The sequence below is a fragment of the Xenorhabdus khoisanae genome, assembly GCF_001037465.1.
GTDB classification, from domain to species: domain Bacteria; phylum Pseudomonadota; class Gammaproteobacteria; order Enterobacterales; family Enterobacteriaceae; genus Xenorhabdus; species Xenorhabdus khoisanae.
The window spans coordinates 14385-36595 of record NZ_LFCV01000071.1; the positions used below are offsets into that span (position 1 = coordinate 14385).

Here is a 22211-nt window from a genome sequence, read left to right on the forward strand (position 1 = left end):
GAGTCTGTTTTTAAATAGCGTCTTTTAGATAGTGTTTTTTCAAATAAATCGCGCTGACAACCAAGGAGAAATGTGTGAGGCGACTGCCGGGGATATTATTAGCGACAGCCGCAATAGCCATTATCATTGTGGCTTTGCTTGTCAGCGGGTTACGTTTCTTCCTGCCACATATCAATGAATATCGTCAGCAGTTGACAGAAAAAATTGCTGCCGCAACGGATATCGCTGTCGATATTGGTTATATCACCGGTCATTGGGAGCCATTTGGCCCCAGTCTGGAAATCCGGGATATCAGTGCGAAGGCGGATCATGTCGGCATTGATGCAAAAAAAATCACACTTTCTCTGGATATCTGGCGTTCACTTTTACAGTGGCGCTGGTATTTTCGGGATTTGTCTTTTTATCAGCTTCAAGTGAATTATGATAAGGGACTGTTTGGGCAAGATGGCGAAAGCATGCTGTCTGAGCCGAATAGCCTTTCCTCTCTGTTTCTGGAACAGTTCAATCATTTTAATTTGTATGACAGCAGCCTGATTTTTCTGACTCCATCCGGTGAAAAGGCGGAACTGCAATTACCGCAACTAACATGGTTGAATAAAAATAATCGCCATCGGGCACAAGGCAGCGTCAATCTTTCTTCACTTAATAATCAGGAAGGTCTTAATAGTCAGGAAGGTATTGTACAAGTCAAATTGGATCTGAACGATATCAATGGTGTTCTGGATAATGGCGTTATTTATTTACAAGCCGATGATATCGATATGCGGCTGTGGTTAAGCCGTTGGTTAAAGGATAATACCGGGCTGGAAAATGCCCATTTCAGTTTGGCGAGTTGGATTACCTTAAAGAAAGGGCGAATTGATAGCGGGCGTTTGCAACTAAAGCAAGGAGAAGCCAACTGGCATCTGGAAAATGAAAAACACCAGCTTGTGGTGAATGATTTACTCTTGCAGATGCGCCGTCAGGATGAAGGCTGGCTGTTTGATGTTCCAAATCTGGCAAACCTGAAAACCAACGGTCAGCAGTGGCCTGCGGGATATATCTCAGCACTCTATCTTAAGGAAGCGCGCAAATATCAGGATAAAGATCATTGGCGGATACGGGCTGAGAATATCCGGCTTGAGCGTTTAAATGGACTATTGCCGATACTCTCTTTTGTGACGCCGGATATCGTCAAGGATTGGCAGCACTGGCAACCGAAAGGTACGTTAAATAGTTTTGCCCTTGATATTACCCCTGAGTTGCCTGATGACTTGGGAATTCGCATGAAATGGCAGGATGTGAGCTGGTTACGCTGGAAACACCTGCCTTCAGCCGACCATTTCAGTGGCATGTTGGAAGGCAATAAACAGTGGGGTAATCTCACATTTGGCTTGAAAAACAGTACCATTGATTATGGCAGTGTGTTTCAGGCCCCGCTCAATATTGCCAGCAGCGAAGGGCAGATTATTTGGAAAGATAGCCAGAATGGCTTGGAAGTTTGGAGTCAAGGGCTGGATTTGCAAGCAAAGTCACTGTGGCTCAATGGAAATTTTCATTATCTGAAACCACAAAATGACCAACCTTTATTGAAAATGCTCGCAGGGATTCGTGTAAATGATATCGGTGAGGCATGGCGTTATTTTCCCAAGCCACTGATGGGGGAATCTCTGACAGACTATCTGACGGCCTCTTTGATTGAGGGAAAGGTCGATAATGCCACTTTGGTTTTTCGGGGCAATCCCCATGATTTCCCTTTTAAACAAAACAACGGCCAATTCCAGGTTTTTGTGCCTCTGCATGATGCAACATTTGAATATCAACCCGATTGGCCAGCCCTGTTTGATTTGGATATTGACCTGAATTTCCAAAATAACGGATTACAGATGCAGGCGCTGAAAGCACGGCTGGGGAAAGTGGCTGCCACCGAAGTTTCAGCAGTGATTCCAGATTATGGTAAGCAACAGCTATTTATCGATGCCGGGATATCCGGGGATGGAAAGAATATCCACGATTATTTTAATCACAGCCCGATGGCGGATTCGATTGGCAGCGCACTGGATAGCCTGCAACTTGACGGTAAAGTGGATGGCAAGCTTCACTTGGACATTCCTTTGGAACACGGCGAAGTAAATGCAAGGGGAGAGGTGATGCTAAAAGATACCCATCTCTTCATCAAGCCATTGGATAGCAAGATGGAACACCTTAGCGGCAAATTTCGCTTTGAAAATGGTGACTTAAAAAGTGACAACCTATCTGCACACTGGCTTGGAAACCCTTTGTCACTGCGGTTTTCCACTCGGGACTCAGCAAAACATTATCAGGTGGATGTCGATTTAGATGCAGGTTGGGCAGCGAAAACATTACCGGAACTTCCTGCTGAAATTCGCCGTAAGTTGTCCGGAACACTGAATTGGCAGGGGAAAGTGAATATTACGATACCGCCAAGTGATCGAACTTCAAAGGACGACGTAAAATATCGTGTCGCTATCAACGCAGATTTGTCGCATATCAAGAGTACATTGCCTGCATTGGACACAGAATCCCTGCAAGAATGGAATAAGGTTAATGTTTTTGCAGAAGGCAATATAAACCAATTCCAGATGAAAGGTTCAATAGGCAAACAATACGCATTCAATAGCCAATGGAAGCTGGAAGAAAAGCATGTCCGGCTGCAACGAGGGACTTTTTATTCGGATGGTGTTGAAGTTCCTGCCCTGCCGGAAAAATCGCTGTTGGCGTTAAAACTACCGGCAATTGACGGTGAAAAATTATTGGCACTGATTGCGCCGCTGAGTTGGAATTCATCAAATGATGATGGCTTGCGGTGGCCAAGTGTATTTGAAATTTCGTTGCCTTCACTGGATCTTGCCGGGCAGCGCTGGGATGATCTCACATTCAATATTGTTCAACACGCTGATGGTACTAGCGTCAATGCCGTGGGGCAGGATATTAGTGGCAATCTGTGGATTCAAGATAATAAACAGGTTCGGGCGTTAATCGATTATCTTTATTACGATCCCTTGTTTGCAACGGATCTGCCAGTTGATGCCAATAAATTAACGCCGGATAAGGCGCCATCTCCCCATTATTCTCTGAGCAGTTGGCCGGAATTGAATATTGAATGCACAGAATGCTGGATCGCCGGGCTAAAACTCGGCAAAGTATCCGCATCGCTCATACCGCAAGGTGATTCCCTGATCCTGACCAACGGGAAAGTAGAAAATAGCGCAGGAAAACTGACACTGTCCGGGCGTTGGCATGAAACCGGCCGTTGGGATGAAAATAGCACAGGAAATTATACCCAAGTCAAAGGGCAGCTATCGGGGAAAAAATTCGATGATATGGTGGCTTATCTCGGATTTATTGTCCCGATAGTGGGTGCACCTTTTAAGTTTGATTTCAATTTGAAGTGGCAGGATGTCCCGTGGCAACCCGATCTTAAAACCCTGAACGGAACGCTGACCGCAGAGATGAAAAAGGGCGCCATCGCCAAATTGGGCGGTGGCAGAGCAGGGCAATTACTAAGACTTATCAGTTTTGATGCGTTGTTGCGTAAATTACAATTGGATTTCAGTGACACATTCAGTAATGATTTTGCCTTTGATTCCATTCGTGGCGACGCAACGATAAAAAATGGGGTCATGCATACCGATAATTTTCTCATTGATGGGTTAGCAGCGGATATCAATGCCTCGGGGGTGACTGACTTAGTTCGTCGTCAGATCAATATGGAATTAGTCATTACGCCAGAAATTTCGGCAACGGTAGGGGTCGCGACAGCCTTTGCGGTCAACCCTGTGGCTGGTGCTGCGATTTTTGCAGCGACAAAAGTGCTGGGGCCGCTGTGGAGCAAGATATCAGTGATTCGTTATCGGCTAACGGGCAGCTTCGAACAACCTAAAATTGATGAGGTTTTACGTCAGCTTAAGGAGAATAAAGGGCCATGAGAAATGTCAATGTTGCACTTTTACAATTATGCAGTGGTACAAACGTTAAACATAACTTAGCGCAGATTGAACAACAGATTAAGCAATTGCCAGACACAGTACAACTGGTGCTGACGCCAGAAAATGCTTTATTGTTTGCAGATGCCGATACCTACCGTGAATATGCAGAAGTGCAGGGAAGTGGCCCATTGCAGCAGGCTGTGAGTGAAATGGCACAACGTTACGGTATCTGGCTGCTGATTGGTTCTATGCCGATGATCAGCCGGGAAGATCCCTCTCGCATCACAAGCAGTAGCTTATTGTTTGATGATCAGGGCGAAATCCGTGCCCGTTACGATAAAATCCACATGTTTGATGTCAATATTAACGATGAGCATGGTTCCTATAATGAATCCACTATTTATCAGCGTGGGGAACACATTACCGTTGTCGATACACCTGTGGGACGTTTGGGAATGACTATCTGTTATGATCTGCGTTTTCCGGGGCTATTTCAGGCATTACGTGAACAAGGTGCGGAACTTATCTCCGTTCCGGCGGCTTTCACCCGCCTGACAGGTAAGGCGCATTGGGAACCCTTGCTGAGAGCCAGAGCCATTGAGAATCAATGTATTATTCTGGCACCTGCTCAGGTTGGCGTACATGGCACTCGCAGGACATGGGGGCACTCAATGGCGGTGAGTGGTTGGGGGGAAGTCATCAAGAAAAATCCTCTGACTGTCAGCGCATTACAGCTTAATATCCGGCCGGATAGTCTGACTCACATGCGTGAGCAGATCAAAGTGGTGAAACACAATCGCTTCCGTCCACAACTGACTTCTTTGATAAAAAAGAATACAAATTAAGGTAAAGAGTAATTACTATGAGTTTAACTTATGTCAGTGAACACTTACTGGCTGCTAATAATCTGAATCATCAAGATTTATTCTCTGTTCTGGGTCAACTGGCGGAACGTCGTCTGGACTATGCCGACCTCTATTTCCAATCCAGCTTCCATGAAACATGGGTACTGGAAGACCGCATCATTAAAGACGGCTCCTATAATATCGATCAAGGTGTGGGAGTCCGTGCGGTTAGCGGAGAAAAAACAGGGTTTGCTTACGCTGACCAAATCACATTGAATGCTCTACAGCAAAGTGCTCACGCAGCACGCAGCATTGTGAGAGAAACGGGTAATGGCATTGCACATACATTAGGCGCAGTGACACATAAAGCACTTTATCCGGCAATTGATCCTTTGCAGAGCATGAGCAGGGAAGAGAAGATTGCTTTGCTGCATCGGGTTGATCAAATCGCCCGGGCAGAAGATCCCCGGGTACAAGAAGTTAATGCCAGCTTGACCGGTGTTTATGAGCAGGTGCTGGTGGCGGCAACAGATGGCACATTAGCCGCAGACATTCGTCCGTTGGTGCGTCTTTCCGTTAGCGTATTGGTGGAAGAAGATGGTAAGCGTGAGCGCGGAGCCAGTGGTGGTGGCGCTCGTTACGGTTACGAATATTTCCTGCAAACCGAAGATGGTCAGGTTCTGGCAGAACAATTTGCCCGTGAAGCGGTACGCATGGCACTGGTCAACTTATCGGCAGTTGCGGCCCCTGCGGGAACTATGCCAGTTGTATTGGGTGCTGGCTGGCCGGGAGTTTTACTGCATGAAGCAGTCGGTCATGGTTTGGAAGGCGACTTCAACCGTCGGGGAACTTCTGTTTTCTCCGGTCAGATTGGGCAAAAAGTGGCTTCTGAGTTGTGCACAGTCGTGGATGACGGCACGATTGAAGGCCGCCGTGGTTCGCTGTCTATTGATGATGAAGGCGTTCCGGGGCAATACAACGTGCTGATTGAGAACGGCATCCTGAAAGGCTATATGCAGGATAAACTCAATGCCCGTCTGATGGGCGTGGCTCCGACGGGGAACGGCCGACGCGAATCTTATGCTCATTTGCCAATGCCACGTATGACCAATACTTATATGCTGGCGGGTCATTCCACACCAGAAGAAATTATCGCCAGTGTTGATCGTGGTCTGTATGCGCCGAACTTCGGCGGTGGTCAGGTGGACATCACTTCCGGTAAATTTGTTTTCTCAACATCGGAAGCGTATTTGATTGAAAACGGTAAAATCACCAAGCCAGTAAAAGGGGCAACCTTAATTGGTTCGGGTATTGAAGCCATGCAGCAGATTTCAATGGTTGGAAATGATCTGTCCCTCGACAAAGGGGTCGGTGTCTGCGGTAAAGAAGGTCAGAGTGTACCAGTGGGTGTTGGGCAGCCAACCTTGAAACTGGATAACCTGACCGTAGGTGGAACAGCCTGATAATTTCTTAAGCGATATATATTCAATAGATTTCAAGTTGCAGCTCAACCAACAAAGCAGCAACTTGAAATATGACGGTAGCTTATTATGTGAATCTGCGGATAATTATTTATTAATCACAGGGTTTTCATCGCCAGAAAAATAGCGCTCAATATTTTTAAATGCACTTTCGAAATAAATGTCATAACAGCTTTTAGTGACATAACCGATATGTGGGCTGCAAAGTACGTTATCTCGCTTTAATAAAGGGTGATTGGCATCCCAGATCGGTTCAATATCAAACACATCCAATGCGGCAAACCCCGGTGTTCCTGAATCGAGGGCTTTTTCCAATGCACCGGCTTCTATCAATCCAGAGCGAGCTGTATTTACTAATACTGCGGTAGGTTTCATTCTGGTTAAATCAGCAAATGTGATACCCCCTGCGGTTTCTTTGACTAACCGTTGGTGTAAGGTGATGACATCTGAAGTCTGGAAGAATGCTTCTCTCGAGTCTGGAACGATTAATCCCTCTTGACGGGCTTGGTCTTGAGCACGGGAAGATCCCCAAACCTGTACTTTCATGTCAAAGGCTTGCGCGTACTTGGCAATAAGTTGGCCTATCTTGCCATAACCGACTATGCCAAGTATTTTTCCTGCCACGGTATCGCCAAATTCAGTCTGCCAGTGGCCTTTTTTCATGGCTTCTACAGAAGGTACAAATCTGCGTATGGAGCTTTGAATTAATAGCCAGGTTAATTCGGCGGCGGCAATCGGTGAACCCAAACCTTCAACAACGGCAACGCCCCGCTGTTTGCATAATTCCAGATCGATATTGTAAGCAACTTTTCCCGTTTGGCTGATCAGTTTTAAATTGGGCGCTTTAGACAAAAATTTCTCATCAATAAGTGTTCTTTCACGTATCAGAATCAGGGCATCAGCCTTGGATAATAATTCTTCTGCTTTAGGATCACGGTCAAGGGCGCCCAGACAAACTACCTCAAAATCACTGTTCTGGTACAAAGCTTGAAGGTGTTTTGTAGCATGTTGATAATCATCAGGAATAACGACTAACGGCATTTGAGACATCCTTTATGTAAATTCTCATGATGTAGGGTAACAGGGTGAAAATAATTAAAGGTTACCTCATTTCTTGTTACTTATCCGTAACATTTGGTTTAAAGTGTTAACTTAAACTAATCTGATGTGACAAGGAGGAAGGTATAGAAGGAAGTACCGCCAATTCTTAACGAAATGGCGGTGAAGAGGATACTAAGCGGATTCCGATAACTCTTTCAGGTATTGGAACATCTGGCGGTAAGATTTCGGTGGCTTGTTGGCCGCCTTCTCTTTTTTGGCGTTGCGAACCAGTGTACGAAGTTGCTGGCGATCCGTATGTGGATACAGCGCCACGACTTCTTCAAGCGCATCGTCGCTTTCAAGGAGTTTGTCACGTAGCTCCTCCAGTTTATGCAGAATAACAATTTGCTGGTTGTGACGGTTTTTCAGTTTATCCAACGCCGTCGTGATCGGTTCAGGATCACGGGCACGTAGTAGCTTTCCAATCAACTGCAATTGGCGGCGGCGGCCTTCACGTTTGATTTTTTGTGCCAGTTCAATGGCTGCCAGCAAATCTTCATCCAGTGGGATCCGCTCCAGCTGGTTTTTGCTGAGTTCAACCAGCTCTGTGCCCAATTTTTTCAGTATTTCAGCATCCCGCTTAATTTCACTTTTACTGACCCAGATTATCTCTTCTTCTTCCTCTTCAGCAGGATAATTGTCGAGCCAATCTTCAGGCTGCTTTGCCATAATTGTTTTCCTTCTAAAAAGGCCGGATAAGGTGCATTTTGGAGCATGACCTATCGTCCGGTGGGTGTTAACATCCTAATATTATGTATTGTAACTGGGAAAATTGCCTGATTACCACTCGGCATTCATGTCATGAACCGGACGGAGGCATTTTTTCTGACAATTTCTCTATTTAATTCATTGGATTACGGTTAATTAATGATAGTTACCAATCAACAAATCGCAGAGCAGCGTAAGCAACTGGAAAACGCAGTCGCTCATGCTCTGGAATTAGCGAAAGCCGGTAGTGATGCCGCAGAAGTCGCGGTCAATAAAACCACTGGGATTAGCGTCAGCACGCGTTTCAGTGAAGTCGAAAATGTTGAGTTTAACAGCGATGGCGCACTGGGAATCACGGTTTATCATCAGCAACGCAAAGGCAGCGCCTCTTCAACCGATCTCAGCCCAGAGGCAATCGCCCGTACTGTTCAGGCTGCAATTGATATCGCTCGCTATACGTCCCCTGATCCTTACGCAGGCCCTGCGGATAAAGAGCTGTTGGCATTTGAGGCTCCGGAGTTGGATCTTTTCCATCCTGCGGACTTGGATGCAGATACAGCCATTGAATTGGCGGCCCGTGCTGAACAAGCCTCATTGCAGGCAGATAAACGCATTACCAATACCGAAGGTGGTAGTTTCAACAGCCATTATGGCATTCGGGTATTTGGCAATAGCCATGGCATGCTGCAAAGCTACTGCTCAAGCCGTCATTCAATGTCGAGCTGTGTGATTGCTGAGCAAGATGGCAACATGGAGCGTGATTATGCTTATACCATAGGTCGCCATTTTGACGACTTGAAATCACCTGAGTGGGTTGGGCAGGAGTGTGCCCGTCGTACGCTTTCCCGTCTGGGAGCGCGTAAACTGCCAACGATGAAAGCGCCTGTTATTTTTTCTGCGGAAGTGGCAACAGGCTTGTTCGGTCATTTGGTTGGTGCGATAAGTGGTAGCAGCATCTATCGTAAATCTTCTTTCTTGTTGGATAGTCTGGGCAAACAGATTCTGCCTTCATGGCTGACGATTGAAGAACAGCCTCATTTGTTGCGTGGGCTGGCCTCAACACCATTTGACAGTGAAGGTGTGCGTACAACGCCACGCGATATCATCAAAGATGGGGTTTTACAGACGTGGTTGCTGACTTCCTACTCTGCCCGTAAGTTGGGTATGACGAATACAGGCCATGCGGGTGGAATTCATAACTGGCATATTGCAGGTCAGGGGCTGGATTTTGCGGGTTTATTGCGTGAATTGGGAACCGGCCTGCTCGTTACCGAGCTGATGGGACAGGGCGTTAGTGCCGTCACTGGGGATTATTCCCGTGGCGCATCCGGTTTTTGGGTCGAAAACGGCGAGATCCAATACCCGGTCAGTGAGATCACCATTGCAGGCAATTTGAAGGATATGTGGGCGAATATGGTGACAATCGGTAATGATATTGAAACACGCAGTAATATTCAGTGTGGTTCGGTGTTGTTGCCGGAAATGAGTATCGCCGGTCAATAGGGATACTCAATCAACAACAGCCAGTTCAGTGTAACCGGACTGGCTGTGAGTTAGCGGTGATATTCACCTGCGGCTTCGGGTTGATAAAGTATCTCTAATACTTTTATTCGTGTCTTTTCGCCGTTAGGTAACTTCCAGCTGATTTCATCGTTCACTCTCAGACCCAAAAGCGCAGCGCCCAAAGGAGCCATAACGGACAGATGTTTGGTGCTGTCTTTCAGGGATGCAGGATAGACGAGTGTGCGAACACGTTCTTCATTGCTGCCCAGATCAATAAAACGAATTTCACTGTTCATTGTGACAACATTGGCTGGAATATCCACCGGAGCCACTATTTCGGCTCTATCCAACTCTTCGTTCAAAGCGTCTGCGATGCTGGTATTCGCAAATGCAGGTTGTTCCAACAGAGAATCTAAACGTTCGGCATCCAGTTCATTGATAATAATTTTTGGTTTTTTCATACCACGCTCCAAATTAGGCTCAATATAAAATAACACCCCCGCATCGCAAGGAGGGGGGTGTTATTTTCAAAGTGATTAAAATGATATTAGGCTGTTCTGCCGTGAAAATAAAGAGATCATGATCACGAACTGTTTTGCGTTGTTAATGAGATAAGACTCATTAACACAGGTCAGAAGAATAACACGATATCATTTGGAATGGCTGATTAGGAGCCTGTAACAACGATTTTTGGGTTGGTTTCTCCCCAGATGGAAGATAACTCAACAACATGCACACCACTCCATTTCTGGACGTCAGACTGAGTAATTTCATCGTTGCCTTGTTTACCGAAGATCACAACTTCATCGCCAGCCTTCACGTCAGGCAGGTCAGTAACGTCTACCATCGCTGTGTTCATGGAAATGCTGCCAACAATGGGGGCACGGTGGCCGTTGATCAGAACATAGGCTTTGTTTGACATGTTGGAGCTTAAGCCATCAGAGAAACCAACCGGCAGGTTAGCGAGTTTGGAGTCACGTTTCAGGATGTAAGTGTTGCTGTAGCTAACACCATTGCCTTTAGGGTATGACTTGACAGAAGCAACACGGGTTTTAACTTCAATCAGGGGTTTGTATTCTGGATGGCTGGTGGTCAGAATGCCGTAAAGTGCACTACCAACGCGTACCATATCGAATTGTGCTTCTGGGATGCTCATGGACGCAAAAGAACTTGATGCGTGCAGAGTGATTTCATCTCTTTTCAGGTTGGCGGTTTTGATCAACCAAGAAGTTTGTTCTGCGAAGTTCTTGATGCTTGAACGGATTGTATCCAGATCGCTGATAGCATGGTGGCTCATTATGCCGGTCAGTTTCAGGTTAGGTAACTGAACGATTTTCAGCGCCTCTTGTTTACCCTGTTCAGTTTTCATTTCCAGACCGTTACGGCTCATGAGGCCAGTGTTCAGGGCCAGATGAACGCGAATTTGTTTGCCATGTTTTTTAGCCAGAGCATCAACAGCCTGAGCCTGTTCCAGATCACCGACCATTTCTTCCATGTCATAGTCCAGAGTGCTTTCAATTTCACTCACATCGGCTGTGCGGACACGCAGTAACTGTCCTTTAAAGCCGCTTTCACGCACGATGCGGGCTTCTTCATTACTGGTAATGCCCACACAATTTACGCCCATTTTAATGACAGATGGCATCAGTAAGTCGATACCGTGACCGTAGGCATCGCCTTTCAGAATCGCACACATTTTGGTGCTCTTGTTCAGGTTTTTTTGCAGTGTGTGGATATTGTTTTCGAAAATCGTAGGATTGATTTCAACCCAAGAGTTATTGTGGGCAGCAACTTTTTGTGCTTGAGCATTGTCTAAGGAAAGAACAGGAGCTGCCTGAGCAGCGCCTTGGCACAGGGACAGACCAAGAAAAATAGCCAGTGTAGTTTTATTAAAACGCATGAAGTAAATCTCCAGTTTAGGAACTGTACATATAACGTTCTGTTTGTAAGTGCTCCTTAATAGTAAGGTTTTTTTAATCTGATTTCACATGGTTAACTTATTGAATGATAACATTTATTATTAATATAATACTATTTGTAAATAGTTAGAATAATTAACTAAATTAATAGTTTAAACGGTTCAGTTTTATCTTTGGTGAATATTTAGTGATCAGAATATATTAACGTTTTTTTATCTTTAGTTGGTTTTTGCGGCTGTTTTTATGTTTGTGCAGAAATATGGGAGATAGTTTGGAGAAAAAATAGTTTTGATGTGCTAACCAAAAATGGCTGAACAATGTAAAAAAGGGAGTAAGGCGGTTTTTTCAAGGGAAAGATATTGAGAATCTTCCCCTGCATGAGATTATTGGTTGTTTTTGCTACAAACACGCAAAGCCGTTCCCGTTTATAGCCCGAATTGGGTAGTTTTGTTTTACAGCCTTCCCGTTTAAAAATACGATGCAATGGTAATGAAATTTGGGGTTATTCTTGACGATGACAAAATGTTGCGTCAACAGAGCTTCGGTAGCGCAACTCCCCTCAGTGTGGTAACGCTTCCAGATGATTGGGAAATCACAACTTGTTGCGGTTTGCCCTGCATATCCCCTGACGAAAATATTTGGCAGATGTACAGATAATTGCGAGGCGAATGAGGTTGACCAAGGGGGAATTGACACTGACGTCAAGCGCTGTCCATATCCGTTTGGATCTGAGTTTGCCGATCGGCAAGAGCAAAGTCGAATACTATGCAATTTAGAAGGGGCGTTATTCTTCGTCAAAACCAGAATTAAAAAGTTCAACAATAGCCGTCAGCGCCTGCTGTTCATCAGGCCCGGTTGCTTCAACTTCAATATAGCTGCCTTGTTCGGAATCCAGCATAAGCATGGCAATCACGCTATCAGCTTCGGCTTGTAAGTTATTGTTGTTGCGCAGGATCACCTGCGATTGAAACTGCTGCACAAGGTCATACAGTTTCATCGCAGGTCTGGCATGCATGCCAAGCCGGTTTTTAATCTCAAGCCGTTGTTTGACTGTCATGCTTTACTTCATTGGTTGCACTATTTACGTTTTTCCAGTGTACGGTGACGTGATTGCACGTTTTTACCACGAGAACGGAAGTAATCTGCCAACTGTTCAGCAACATAGACAGAACGGTGTTTACCGCCTGTACAGCCAATGGCAACAGTCAGGTAGCTGCGGTTATTGGTTTCCAACATTGGCAGCCAAAGTTCAAGATAACTGCGGGTCTGGTAAATGAAGTTATGCACTTCTGTATGGCGATCCAAAAATGCGGCTACTGGGCGATCCAAACCAGTCATTGGACGCAGTTTTGGGTCCCAGTGAGGGTTTGGCAGGAAACGCACATCGAAAACATAGTCGGCGTCAATCGGGATGCCATGTTTGAAACCAAAAGATTCAAATACCATGGTAAGTTCACGTTCCCGTTTACCCAGTAAACGTGTCCTGAGCATTTCTGCCAGTTCATGGACAGACATTTCAGAGGTATCGATGATCAAATCGGCACGAGAGCGCAGAGGTTCCAGCAGATCACTTTCTTGGTCAATTGCACTTTCCAGTGACAGATTTTTGCTTGATAGAGGATGTAAACGACGTGTGTCACTGTAGCGACGGATCAGGGTATTGCGATCCGCATCAAGAAACAGCAATTGTGGTGAAAAACTGTCCGGTAATTGCGTGAGAGCTTCTTCGAAGACTTCTGGTGATTCCGGCATATTCCTGACATCAATGCTAACCGCTGCTGAAATATCACGTTCAGCCAGCGTGTTTGCCAGTTCTGGCAGTAACACAACCGGTAGGTTATCCACACAATAGAAGCCCATATCTTCCAACGCACGCAGGGCAACGGATTTTCCGGAACCTGAACGACCACTGACTATCATCAGCACCATGAGGCGACTCCCCTAAATGTTTATAATTGTAATCGCTGTTTATTCAGTAATGATTTTGTATAGCTCTTCGTCACTCTGTGCTGAGCGCAGACGACGGCAGAGGGTTTTATCTGCAAGGCGCTTTGCAATCAATGATAGTGAGTGTAAATGAGTTTGACACTGATCCGATGGCACCAATAAAGCGAACAATAGGTCAACAGGTTGATTATCTATGGCATCAAAGGTGATAGGTTGTTCCAGATGCAAAAATACGCCAACGGCATTCTTAGAGCATTCTTTGTCCAATTTTCCATGGGGGATTGCAATCCCGTTGCCAATGCCCGTTGTTCCCACTTTCTCGCGGGAAAGAATGGCTTCGAATACAGCATATTCTGGTAATCCAAGCTGTTTTGATGCCAGCTCACTGATAATCTCTAAGGCACGCTTTTTACTCGAACACGGTACGTTGTTACGTGTACATTCGGGCGAAAGCACTGAGCTTAGTGGTAAATCTGTTTCATTGTTCATTTCTTTATTCACTTAGGGCCTTGTCATACCGGACACCTAATTGGGGCATCCGGTATTGATGCACTGTTTATACCCGTCGTCTTTCAAGTTGCCGCTTTGCTGGCGGCATCTTGAAATTCATTGGGTATATAGATAGAACAGCAATAATTGTATGACGGCCCCGTTGCCTGAAAGCTGTTAATGTTGTCTCAATTTACTTTTGTGTTTGGTCAATTGACGCGCTAGCTTATCTGCCAGTGCATCAATTGCCGCATACATGTCTTCATGCTCTGAGGTTGCATGCAACTCTCCTCCATTAACATGCACTGTGGCTTCGGCAATCTTCTGCACCTTTTCCACTCGGAGGGTGACCTGAATGAGGTTAATCTTATCGAAATATTGATCCAGCTTGCCGCATTTGGTGTTCACAATGTTGCGCAGTGCATCTGTGATTTCAATATTGTGGCCTGTAACATTGAGTTGCATAGTGTTTTCCTTCTCTGTGTTGTTCAAACCAGCTTTTTGCGTTGGTTTGAAGGCGGGATGGATAACGACTCTCTATATTTTGCGACAGTTCGCCGCGCCACTTGAATGCCTTGTTCAGCCAGTATACTGGTTAATTTACTGTCACTCAGAGGCTTGGCCGGGTTTTCTGCCGCGACCAGTTTTTTCACCAGAGCACGTATTGCGGTAGAAGAAGCTTCGCCTCCGCTATCGGTGCTGACGTGACTGGAGAAAAAATATTTAAGTTCAAAAATTCCTCGTGGGCTATACAGGTATTTCTGTGTCGTCACACGGGAAATGGTGGATTCATGCATGTCAACCTGATAGGCGATATCAGCCAGTACCAGCGGTTTCATGTGTTCCTCACCATATTCAAAAAATTCTTGTTGCCGTTCAACAATGCAGCTTGCGACTTTCAATAATGTCTCATTGCGGCTCTCGAGGCTTTTTATCAGCCACTTGGCCTCTTGCAAATTATTACGAATGAACAGGCTGTCACTCTCATTATGGGCCTGCTGCCCCAGTGCTGCGTAATGTTGGTTGATGCGCAGACGGGGGATGCTATCGGTATTTAGCCTGACTTGCCAGCTTTCATTTTCTTTCTGCGCCAATACATCAGGAATAACATACTCGGGTTCACCGGTATTGACTGCCAACCCCGGTTTCGGCTCCAGTGATTGAATGATATCAATTGCCCCTTTTAGGGTAATTTCTTTTAATTTGCTTTGACGTAATAAATTACGGAAATCTCGATTGCCCAGCAATTCAAGGTACTTGCTAACAACGAGTTTGGCGTCGTTTAAGTGAGGTGTTCCTGACGGCAGTATTGAAAGTTGGATAAGCAGGCATTCCCGTAAATCACGGGCAGCAACGCCAATGGGATCAAAATGCTGTATGCGCTTGAGAACGGTTTCAACTTCTTCCAGAGTGAGTTCATCATCACCCATGCCGGTAAGAATTTCGTCGGTCGAAACGGTCAGGTAACCCGTATCATCAATCGCATCAATAATCGAAGTGGCAATGGCGGAGTCTGTTTCGGTAAACGGCGTCAAATCTGCCTGCCACATCAGATAATCTTGCAGTGTCTGGGTGGTTTCTCCCTGATACATGGGAAAATCATCTGTGTTGTAGTCACTGCTGGTTCCTGAAGGTGTGCCAGCGGAGTAAATTTCTTCCCAACTGGTATCCAATGGCAGCTCTTCAGGCATATTTTTCTGTTCAAGTGCTTCACGGGTATCCATCGCTGCTGTTTCAAAATCTGCATCAGGAAGCTCTTGGCTATCCACTTCCTGATGTAGATCATCTTGTTCAAGCAGCGGGTTGGTTTCCAACGCTTGCTGGATCTCTTGCTGAAGTTCAAGCGTAGAAAGTTGCAACAAACGGATAGCTTGCTGGAGCTGGGGCGTCATCGTCAATTGTTGACTGAGCCTGAGTTGCAAACTTTGCTTCATAGCGTTACCACTTTCTCCTTAAATCTAGCTTGAATGATTCCCTGCATTGCGTCTGGCTGCCAGAAGAATGAGGATTAAAGGCGGAAACCTTCACCCAGATAGACGCGTTTGACCTGCTCGTTACTCAGGATTTCATCAGGCGTTCCGTGGGCAATCAAGTTGCCTTGACTAACGATATAAGCACGCTCACAGACATCCAGTGTTTCACGGACATTATGATCGGTAATCAGAACACCCAGACCGCAATCCCGCAGGTGTTGAATGATCTTTTTAATATCCAGTACGGAAATTGGGTCAACACCCGCGAAAGGCTCATCCAATAGGATGAATTTGGGATTGGCTGCCAGCGCCCGGGCAATTTCTACACGGCGGCGTTCGCCACCAGAGAGTGATTGCCCAAGATTATCACTCAGATGAGCGATATGAAATTCTTCCATCAACTCTTTTGCGCGCGCTTTTCGCTGTTCCTGATTTAAATCTTTGCGGATCTCAAGGACAGCCATCAAATTGTCTAATACGCTCAGACGACGAAAAATAGAGGGTTCTTGCGGCAAATAGCCTATTCCACGACGGGCGCGCTCATGCAACGGCATCAGGCTGATGTCTTCTTCATCAATCGTAATGGCACCGGTATCACGTGGAACAATGCCGACTACCATGTAGAAAGTGGTGGTTTTACCTGCGCCATTGGGGCCAAGTAAGCCAACAATTTCCCCTGACTTCACTTTTAGGCTGACGTTCTCAACGACCTTACGGCCTTTATAGGCCTTAGCCAGATTTTCTGCGTTTAGTATTGCCATATGTCGTTATTTACTCTTTTTCTGAACATCAGTTTTTTGAGCATCAGCGCCCGGGCCTTTTTCCTGTAACTGAGCAGGTAACAGGACGGTGGTAACACGTTTACCTTTATCACTAAAGGCTTCCATTTGTTGTGTTGGTACCAGGTAATTGATTTTATCGCCCTTGATATTACTGTCCAGCTGTTCAAGATAGGCGTTACCTGTCAGTGTAACCAGCTCTTTGTCCATCTCATAGCGCATCTTTGATGCATGCCCCTTGATGGGTTTGCCGTCATCCTGCAATTGGTAGAAAGTCGCTGGGTTGCCGTAGGCTTCAATGACAGTCTTATTCGAATCCCCTTCTGGACGGGTGACAATGACTTTATCTGCATGAATATCGATCGAGCCTTGTTTGACAACAACGCTGTCCGTAAACGTGGCAACGTTGCCCGTTAAATCCAGCGACTGTCTCGCCGAGTCAATGGTAATAGGCTTTTTCGTATCATCTTTCAAGGCCAGTACAGGCAGGCTGACTGCAAAAAGCGTACTGGCAATAACGGTATTACGGATTAGGTTGTTCATGTGGAATCTCATAACGAGTGGTCACCTTTTCAATCAATTCAGCAGTTTTGTTTCGCAGATTGCCGCGCATTTTCATGCCAACAGACTTTATATCAATACCAATAAGGGTGGCTTGGTCATCAGATGCGACATCTTGTGTTGTGAGATTGACGGTCGCATTGTCTGTTGTGATCCGTTGCAGCTGTGACGCATCGGACAGGCTATCCACTTGGACATCCCCATACAGGTAGAGCATTTTATCATTGGTTAGCTTGGCTTTATTGGAATGTACTGTCCATGTAGGGGTTGGGGTTTCAGGGATGCTATTCGGATCAAATGTTGTCAATACGGGCTTGGTAAACCAAGTCAGTTTCGTTTCCGCATAGTTTTTAACATCGTCGGAGACCAGTTTGTAAACCAACTTTCCTTCTGGATCGTAGACGAAAGTAATGGCTTTTTGGGTTTGATAAGTGGGATAACCATCATCCACAATGGTGGAGGACGTATCATCATTTACATTCGATAAATTCCAGCCAATCAGCGCAAGCGCGATCAGTATCAGTGTTGCGATCAGCCAGGATTGAATTTTGCTCATTCTTTTTTCAATTTTAGTTTATATGGATAATCCTTTGGCACCTTCCAGCTTATTTTGAGCGAAGAGCACCAAATCACAAAGTTCCCTGACTGCACCACGACCACCTGCAATCCGGGTCACATAATCTGCCTTCGGCAACAGCAGTGGATGGGCATCAGCAACCGCAGCAGATAAACCAACTTGTGCCATGACGGGCCAGTCAATAAGGTCGTCGCCAATATAGGCAACTTGATCTGGCTGTAACGCTAGTTTATCCAACAGTTCTTGATACGCCAAAAGCTTATCGTTTTGGCCTTGGTAAAGATGTGTAATGCCTAATGTTTTTGCGCGATCTTCCAGCAGTTTTGCCTTGCGGCCGGTAATAATCGCAACTTCAATGCCCGAAGTAATTAAACAACGGATGCCATAACCATCACGAACATTAAACGCTTTCAGCTCTTCTCCTTGATTTCCCATGTAGATCAGACCATCAGACATGACGCCATCAACATCACAAATCAGAAGACGAATTTTACTGGCTTTTTCGATAATATCTTTATTAACCGGACCATAGCAGGTGTCCAGATACTCTTTTTGCTTCATTAAGGAATTCTCTTAAGGTTTATACTATTATACGACCCCGGCCTGTAAAAGGTCGTGCATATGTAATACGCCAAGCAATTTGTCTCCTTCCGTAACCAACAGGGATGTAATGTGGCGCGATTGCATCAGATTTAACGCATCAACGGCCAAGGCATTGGGTTTGATGCGGATGCCTCCGGAGGTCATCACATCAGAGATTTCCGCATGGTTTAAATCGATTCCCATATCGAAAACCCGGCGTAAATCGCCATCAGTAAAAATTCCTTTGATCTGCATGTCATCATCGCAAATAACTGTCATACCCAGCTTCTTGCGAGTGATTTCCACCAAAGCTTCACGCAACGTTGCTGTACGCGGAACACGGGGAATGTCATCACCTGTGGTCATTAAATCACTAGTCAGTAATAGAAGTTTGCGTCCCAGTGCGCCACCCGGGTGGGAAAGCGCAAAATCTTCGGCAGTAAAACCACGGGCTTGTAAGAGGGCAACGGCCAAAGCATCTCCCATGACAAGCGTGGCTGTCGTGCTGGTGGTTGGAGCAAGTCCCAATGGGCAGGCTTCCTGTGGCGTTTTAATGCATAAATGGACATCAGCGGCTTTTCCCATGCTACTGGCATAGTGATTTGTCATGCAGATTAGCGGAACTTGTTGTCGCTTGAGAACAGGGATCAACGCCAGAATTTCATTTGATTCACCTGAATTGGAAATTGCCAGAACGATATCTTTTGATGTCACCATACCAAGATCGCCGTGGCTGGCCTCGCCGGGATGGACAAAGAAAGAAGGAGTACCGGTACTGGCAAATGTTGCAGCGATTTTCCGCCCAATGTGGCCGGATTTGCCCATTCCCATGACAATGACTTTTCCCTCACAACTAAACATCAATTCACAGGCCTGACTGAAATCGTCATTGATATATTGTTCCAGACCCGCCAGTCCGTCGAGTTCGATGTGTAATACTTTCTTACCTGCTTGCTGAAAATCGATCTTAGACATTTCTATTTCCCACTCTTTTCCCATTCAATCGGCAATTAATGAGTACCGTAATAATTAGAAACAAAAAGTACGACAAAATAAGTGATAAAACAGCTCAATAACAAGAGGCCGTTCAATCGGTTCAATCGGTGCTTTCTTCCCAGACAGAATACCGTGAATAGTATACTGGCTGCCATCATGACCCAAAAATCCCGGGAAAAAGCTTCAGGTGAAATAACGCTAGGGGAAAGTATGGCGGGAATACCCAAAACGAGGGTGATATTGAATACATTAGATCCAATGATACTTCCCATTGCCATATCATTCTCACCTTTTATGGCTGCGGCAATCGTAGTGGCGAGTTCAGGCAAGCTGGTTCCCACGGCAAGAACGGTCAGTCCGATGACCAGCTCACTCACGCCATAAATGCGCGCAATGACGGTGGCGTTGTCAATCACCATACGGGTAGAAATGGGGAGAATAATCAGACCCAAAACCACCCAAAGCAGGGCAATGCCTTTGTTGCCTTCGACAGGTAATTCCGCATTTCGTTCCTGAGTATAACTATCCATGCCATCAGACTGGGATAATGAGGTCATTTTGATCATCAGGGCGATGAAGAAAAGGGCTGAAAGCAACAAAAGGATACCATCCAGACGACTTAGGTAGCTGTTAGATAACAGATATCCGGCAAATGCAGTGATCACCAGCATCAGTGGCACTTCTTGGCGCAGGATATTGGATTTCACGGTGATTGGCCTGATGAAAGCCGCAGCACCTGTAATCAGCAGCAGGTTAGTAATATTGGAACCAATGGCATTGCCTACGGCCATGTCCGGCAGCCCGTCTAAAATTGCTGTAATAGACACCATGAGTTCTGGCAGTGAGGTTCCGATTCCTATAATGATCAAGCCAATAATAAATGGAGGGATCTTCATGGCGCGGGCAAAAACCGCAGCACCATAAACCAATCTATCGGAAGCATATACTAGTAAAATCAACCCGGTAATGAGCAGTACAATAGTCAGAAACATGGGGGCGCCTTAAATAAGATTTATTCCGAGCATAATGCTAATAATGGTTGATTTCTAAACATGAAATGTTTATTCAGCTAGACTTATACATTCTGACGGCCAAGAGATAAAAAGTAAAATTTGTCACCACTTTGCTAACGCAAACTGGGCAATTTTTTTGTAGTATGCGTCATGGATTATTTAAATAAAGTAAATGAAGACAGTTCTATTAACGGTTAGGGGCTATCAATAATGAGTCAACAAACAGCAAATCTAATTGAGATTTGCGGTATGTATTTCACCCGAGGTCAACGCCCGATTTTTGCTGATATTAATCTGACCGTCCCGAAAGGAAAAATTACCGCCATCATGGGGCCTTCCGGTATAGGAAAAACCACCTTGCTGCGTCTGATTGGAGGGCAAATTCGCCCTGAACGCGGCGAAATCTGGTTTGATGGCGATAATATTCCTGCGTTGTCCCGTCCACGCCTTTATGCTGCCCGCAAGAAAATGAGCATGTTATTTCAGTCAGGTGCATTGTTTACCGATCTGAATGTTTTTGACAATGTCGCTTTTCCTTTGCGTGAACATACCCAATTACCCGAAGAGTTGATTCATACAACTGTGATGATGAAATTGGAAGCGGTAGGGCTGCGTGGTGCTGCGGACTTGATGCCATCAGAACTGTCTGGCGGCATGGCAAGGCGAGCGGCACTGGCGAGGGCAATCGCACTCGATCCTGATTTAATCATGTTTGATGAACCGTTCGTTGGTCAAGACCCTATCACGATGGGGGTTTTAGTGAAACTGATCGATGAGCTGAATCACGCACTTGGTGTTACGTGTGTTGTGGTTTCCCACGATGTACCTGAAGTACTGAGTATTGCTGACTATGCCTATATTGTGGCTGAACGGAAAGTGATCGCAGAAGGGACGCCAGAACAATTGAAAATGAATCAGGATCAGCGGGTACGGCAATTTCTGGATGGTATCGCTGATGGGCCAGTACCTTTCCGTTTCCCTGCTGGGGATTACAAAACTGAGTTATTAGGATAATGGAATGGTGATGTTAACACGAGCATTGGCGGCATTGGGCCGGCGCATGATTGAGGTTACGGCTTCATTCGGTCGTGCGGGTTTCATGTTGTTCAGTGCACTTATTGGTAAGCCGGAGCCTGCCAGGCAATGGAAACTCTTGCGTCAGCAACTTTATAGCGTGGGTGTTCAGTCTTTGCTGATTATTGTGGTTTCAGGGCTGTTTATCGGCATGGTTCTGGCGTTGCAGGGCTATCTGGTTTTGACCACATTCAGTGCCGAGGGCAGCCTTGGCATGATGGTGGCGCTTTCATTGCTGCGTGAATTAGGGCCTGTGGTGACGGCGCTGTTGTTTGCGGGCCGGGCGGGTTCGGCTTTGACCGCAGAAATTGGTTTGATGAAAGCGACGGAGCAAATTTCCAGTCTGGAGATGATGGCTATTGACCCACTGCGTCGAGTTGTTGCTCCACGTTTTTGGGCGGGTTTTATCAGTATGCCTTTGTTGTCTCTGATCTTTGTCGCTGTTGGGATCATGGGTGGCGCGATTGTCGGCGTGGACTGGAAAGGCATTGATGGGGGCTTTTTCTGGTCGTCGATGCAGTCTGCGGTGGAATGGCAAAAAGACTTGCTGAACTGTTTTCTCAAAAGTGTGGTTTTTGCCATCACAGTAACGTGGATTGCTCTGTTCAATGGTTATGACGCTATCCCAACGTCGGAAGGGATCAGCAGGGCGACAACGCGTACAGTAGTTCATGCGTCGTTGGCGGTATTGGGTTTGGATTTTGTGCTGACAGCACTGATGTTTGGGAACTAAT

The 22211-nt window shown here is 45.9% G+C and carries 21 protein-coding genes; 6 read left to right on the top strand and 15 right to left on the bottom strand.

Features of this window, described 5'->3' with window-relative positions; genetic code table 11:
• Nucleotides 1-74 precede the first annotated feature (74 nt).
• The 3 genes from yhdP to tldD are packed head-to-tail and all read left to right on the top strand — an operon-like array spanning nt 75 to nt 6237.
• Complete coding sequence (gene yhdP, locus AB204_RS11745) at nt 75-3929, top strand: AsmA2 domain-containing protein YhdP (RefSeq protein WP_047963559.1); 3855 nt, start codon at nt 75-77, stop codon at nt 3927-3929.
• Nucleotides 3926-4774 carry a deaminated glutathione amidase gene (gene nit1 / locus AB204_RS11750; RefSeq protein ID WP_047963560.1) on the top strand — a complete coding sequence of 283 codons (849 nt, stop codon included), beginning with the start codon at nt 3926-3928 and terminating at the stop codon, nt 4772-4774. The genes yhdP and nit1 overlap by 4 nt, the downstream gene beginning before the upstream one ends.
• Nucleotides 4775-4791: 17 nt before the next feature.
• Entirely contained in the window at nt 4792-6237 is a 1446-nt protein-coding gene (gene tldD, locus AB204_RS11755) for a metalloprotease TldD (RefSeq protein ID WP_047963561.1), read from the top strand.
• A gap of 105 nt (nt 6238-6342) precedes the next feature.
• Here tldD and AB204_RS11760 read toward each other — a convergent pair whose 3' ends face one another.
• Complete coding sequence (locus AB204_RS11760; protein ID WP_047963562.1) at nt 6343-7296, bottom strand: D-2-hydroxyacid dehydrogenase family protein; 954 nt, start codon at nt 7294-7296, stop codon at nt 6343-6345.
• 192 nt (nt 7297-7488) lie between these two features.
• A complete protein-coding gene (gene yjgA / locus AB204_RS11765) occupies nt 7489-8025 on the bottom strand; it encodes a ribosome biogenesis factor YjgA (protein WP_047963563.1) in 537 nt (178 codons plus the stop codon).
• Between the two features lie 198 nt (nt 8026-8223).
• Between yjgA and pmbA the strand changes: the two genes are divergently transcribed.
• A complete protein-coding gene (gene pmbA, locus AB204_RS11770) occupies nt 8224-9567 on the top strand; it encodes a metalloprotease PmbA (protein ID WP_047963564.1) in 1344 nt (447 codons plus the stop codon).
• A gap of 50 nt (nt 9568-9617) precedes the next feature.
• On the opposite strand, the gene rnk is transcribed toward pmbA, so the two are convergent.
• The 13 genes from rnk to AB204_RS11835 form a co-directional block, all read right to left on the bottom strand.
• Nucleotides 9618-10028, bottom strand: coding sequence for a nucleoside diphosphate kinase regulator (gene rnk, locus AB204_RS11775; RefSeq protein ID WP_047963565.1), 411 nt, complete (start codon nt 10026-10028; stop codon nt 9618-9620).
• A 206-nt stretch (nt 10029-10234) separates the two neighbouring features.
• The gene (gene alr / locus AB204_RS11780; protein WP_047963566.1) at nt 10235-11467 is read right to left on the bottom strand and encodes an alanine racemase; all 1233 of its coding nucleotides are present in this window, start codon (nt 11465-11467) and stop codon (nt 10235-10237) included.
• Between the two features lie 803 nt (nt 11468-12270).
• Complete coding sequence (gene npr / locus AB204_RS11785) at nt 12271-12543, bottom strand: PTS phosphocarrier protein NPr (protein WP_047963567.1); 273 nt, start codon at nt 12541-12543, stop codon at nt 12271-12273.
• A 20-nt stretch (nt 12544-12563) separates the two neighbouring features.
• Complete coding sequence (gene rapZ / locus AB204_RS11790; protein ID WP_047963568.1) at nt 12564-13415, bottom strand: RNase adapter RapZ; 852 nt, start codon at nt 13413-13415, stop codon at nt 12564-12566.
• Nucleotides 13416-13454: 39 nt separating this feature from the next.
• Nucleotides 13455-13922 (bottom strand): PTS IIA-like nitrogen regulatory protein PtsN, encoded by a 468-nt coding sequence (ptsN, locus tag AB204_RS11795; RefSeq protein WP_047963569.1) that lies wholly within the window; start codon nt 13920-13922, stop codon nt 13455-13457.
• Between the two features lie 177 nt (nt 13923-14099).
• Nucleotides 14100-14387 (bottom strand): ribosome hibernation promoting factor, encoded by a 288-nt coding sequence (gene hpf / locus AB204_RS11800; RefSeq protein WP_047963570.1) that lies wholly within the window; start codon nt 14385-14387, stop codon nt 14100-14102.
• 23 nt (nt 14388-14410) lie between these two features.
• Entirely contained in the window at nt 14411-15856 is a 1446-nt protein-coding gene (rpoN, locus tag AB204_RS11805; protein WP_047963571.1) for an RNA polymerase factor sigma-54, read from the bottom strand.
• Between the two features lie 74 nt (nt 15857-15930).
• The gene (gene lptB / locus AB204_RS11810) at nt 15931-16656 is read right to left on the bottom strand and encodes an LPS export ABC transporter ATP-binding protein (protein ID WP_047963572.1); all 726 of its coding nucleotides are present in this window, start codon (nt 16654-16656) and stop codon (nt 15931-15933) included.
• A 6-nt stretch (nt 16657-16662) separates the two neighbouring features.
• Entirely contained in the window at nt 16663-17217 is a 555-nt protein-coding gene (gene lptA, locus AB204_RS11815; RefSeq protein ID WP_047963573.1) for a lipopolysaccharide ABC transporter substrate-binding protein LptA, read from the bottom strand.
• Nucleotides 17198-17791, bottom strand: a complete 594-nt coding sequence (gene lptC / locus AB204_RS11820) for an LPS export ABC transporter periplasmic protein LptC (RefSeq protein ID WP_047963574.1) — start codon at nt 17789-17791, stop codon at nt 17198-17200. Before lptC ends, lptA begins: the two co-directional genes overlap by 20 nt.
• 18 nt (nt 17792-17809) lie before the next feature.
• Nucleotides 17810-18373 (bottom strand): 3-deoxy-manno-octulosonate-8-phosphatase KdsC, encoded by a 564-nt coding sequence (kdsC, locus tag AB204_RS11825; RefSeq protein WP_047963575.1) that lies wholly within the window; start codon nt 18371-18373, stop codon nt 17810-17812.
• Between the two features lie 27 nt (nt 18374-18400).
• Complete coding sequence (gene kdsD, locus AB204_RS11830; RefSeq protein ID WP_047963576.1) at nt 18401-19369, bottom strand: arabinose-5-phosphate isomerase KdsD; 969 nt, start codon at nt 19367-19369, stop codon at nt 18401-18403.
• A 35-nt stretch (nt 19370-19404) separates the two neighbouring features.
• The gene (locus tag AB204_RS11835; RefSeq protein ID WP_047963577.1) at nt 19405-20382 is read right to left on the bottom strand and encodes a calcium/sodium antiporter; all 978 of its coding nucleotides are present in this window, start codon (nt 20380-20382) and stop codon (nt 19405-19407) included.
• 231 nt (nt 20383-20613) lie between these two features.
• Between AB204_RS11835 and mlaF the strand changes: the two genes are divergently transcribed.
• Both mlaF and mlaE read left to right on the top strand, forming a co-directional pair.
• Complete coding sequence (gene mlaF / locus AB204_RS11840; protein ID WP_047963578.1) at nt 20614-21417, top strand: phospholipid ABC transporter ATP-binding protein MlaF; 804 nt, start codon at nt 20614-20616, stop codon at nt 21415-21417.
• 10 nt (nt 21418-21427) lie between these two features.
• On the top strand, nt 21428-22210 hold the full coding sequence (gene mlaE, locus AB204_RS11845; RefSeq protein ID WP_047963593.1) for a lipid asymmetry maintenance ABC transporter permease subunit MlaE: 783 nt from the start codon (nt 21428-21430) through the stop codon (nt 22208-22210).
• The last annotated feature ends 1 nt before the right edge of the window (nt 22211 follow it).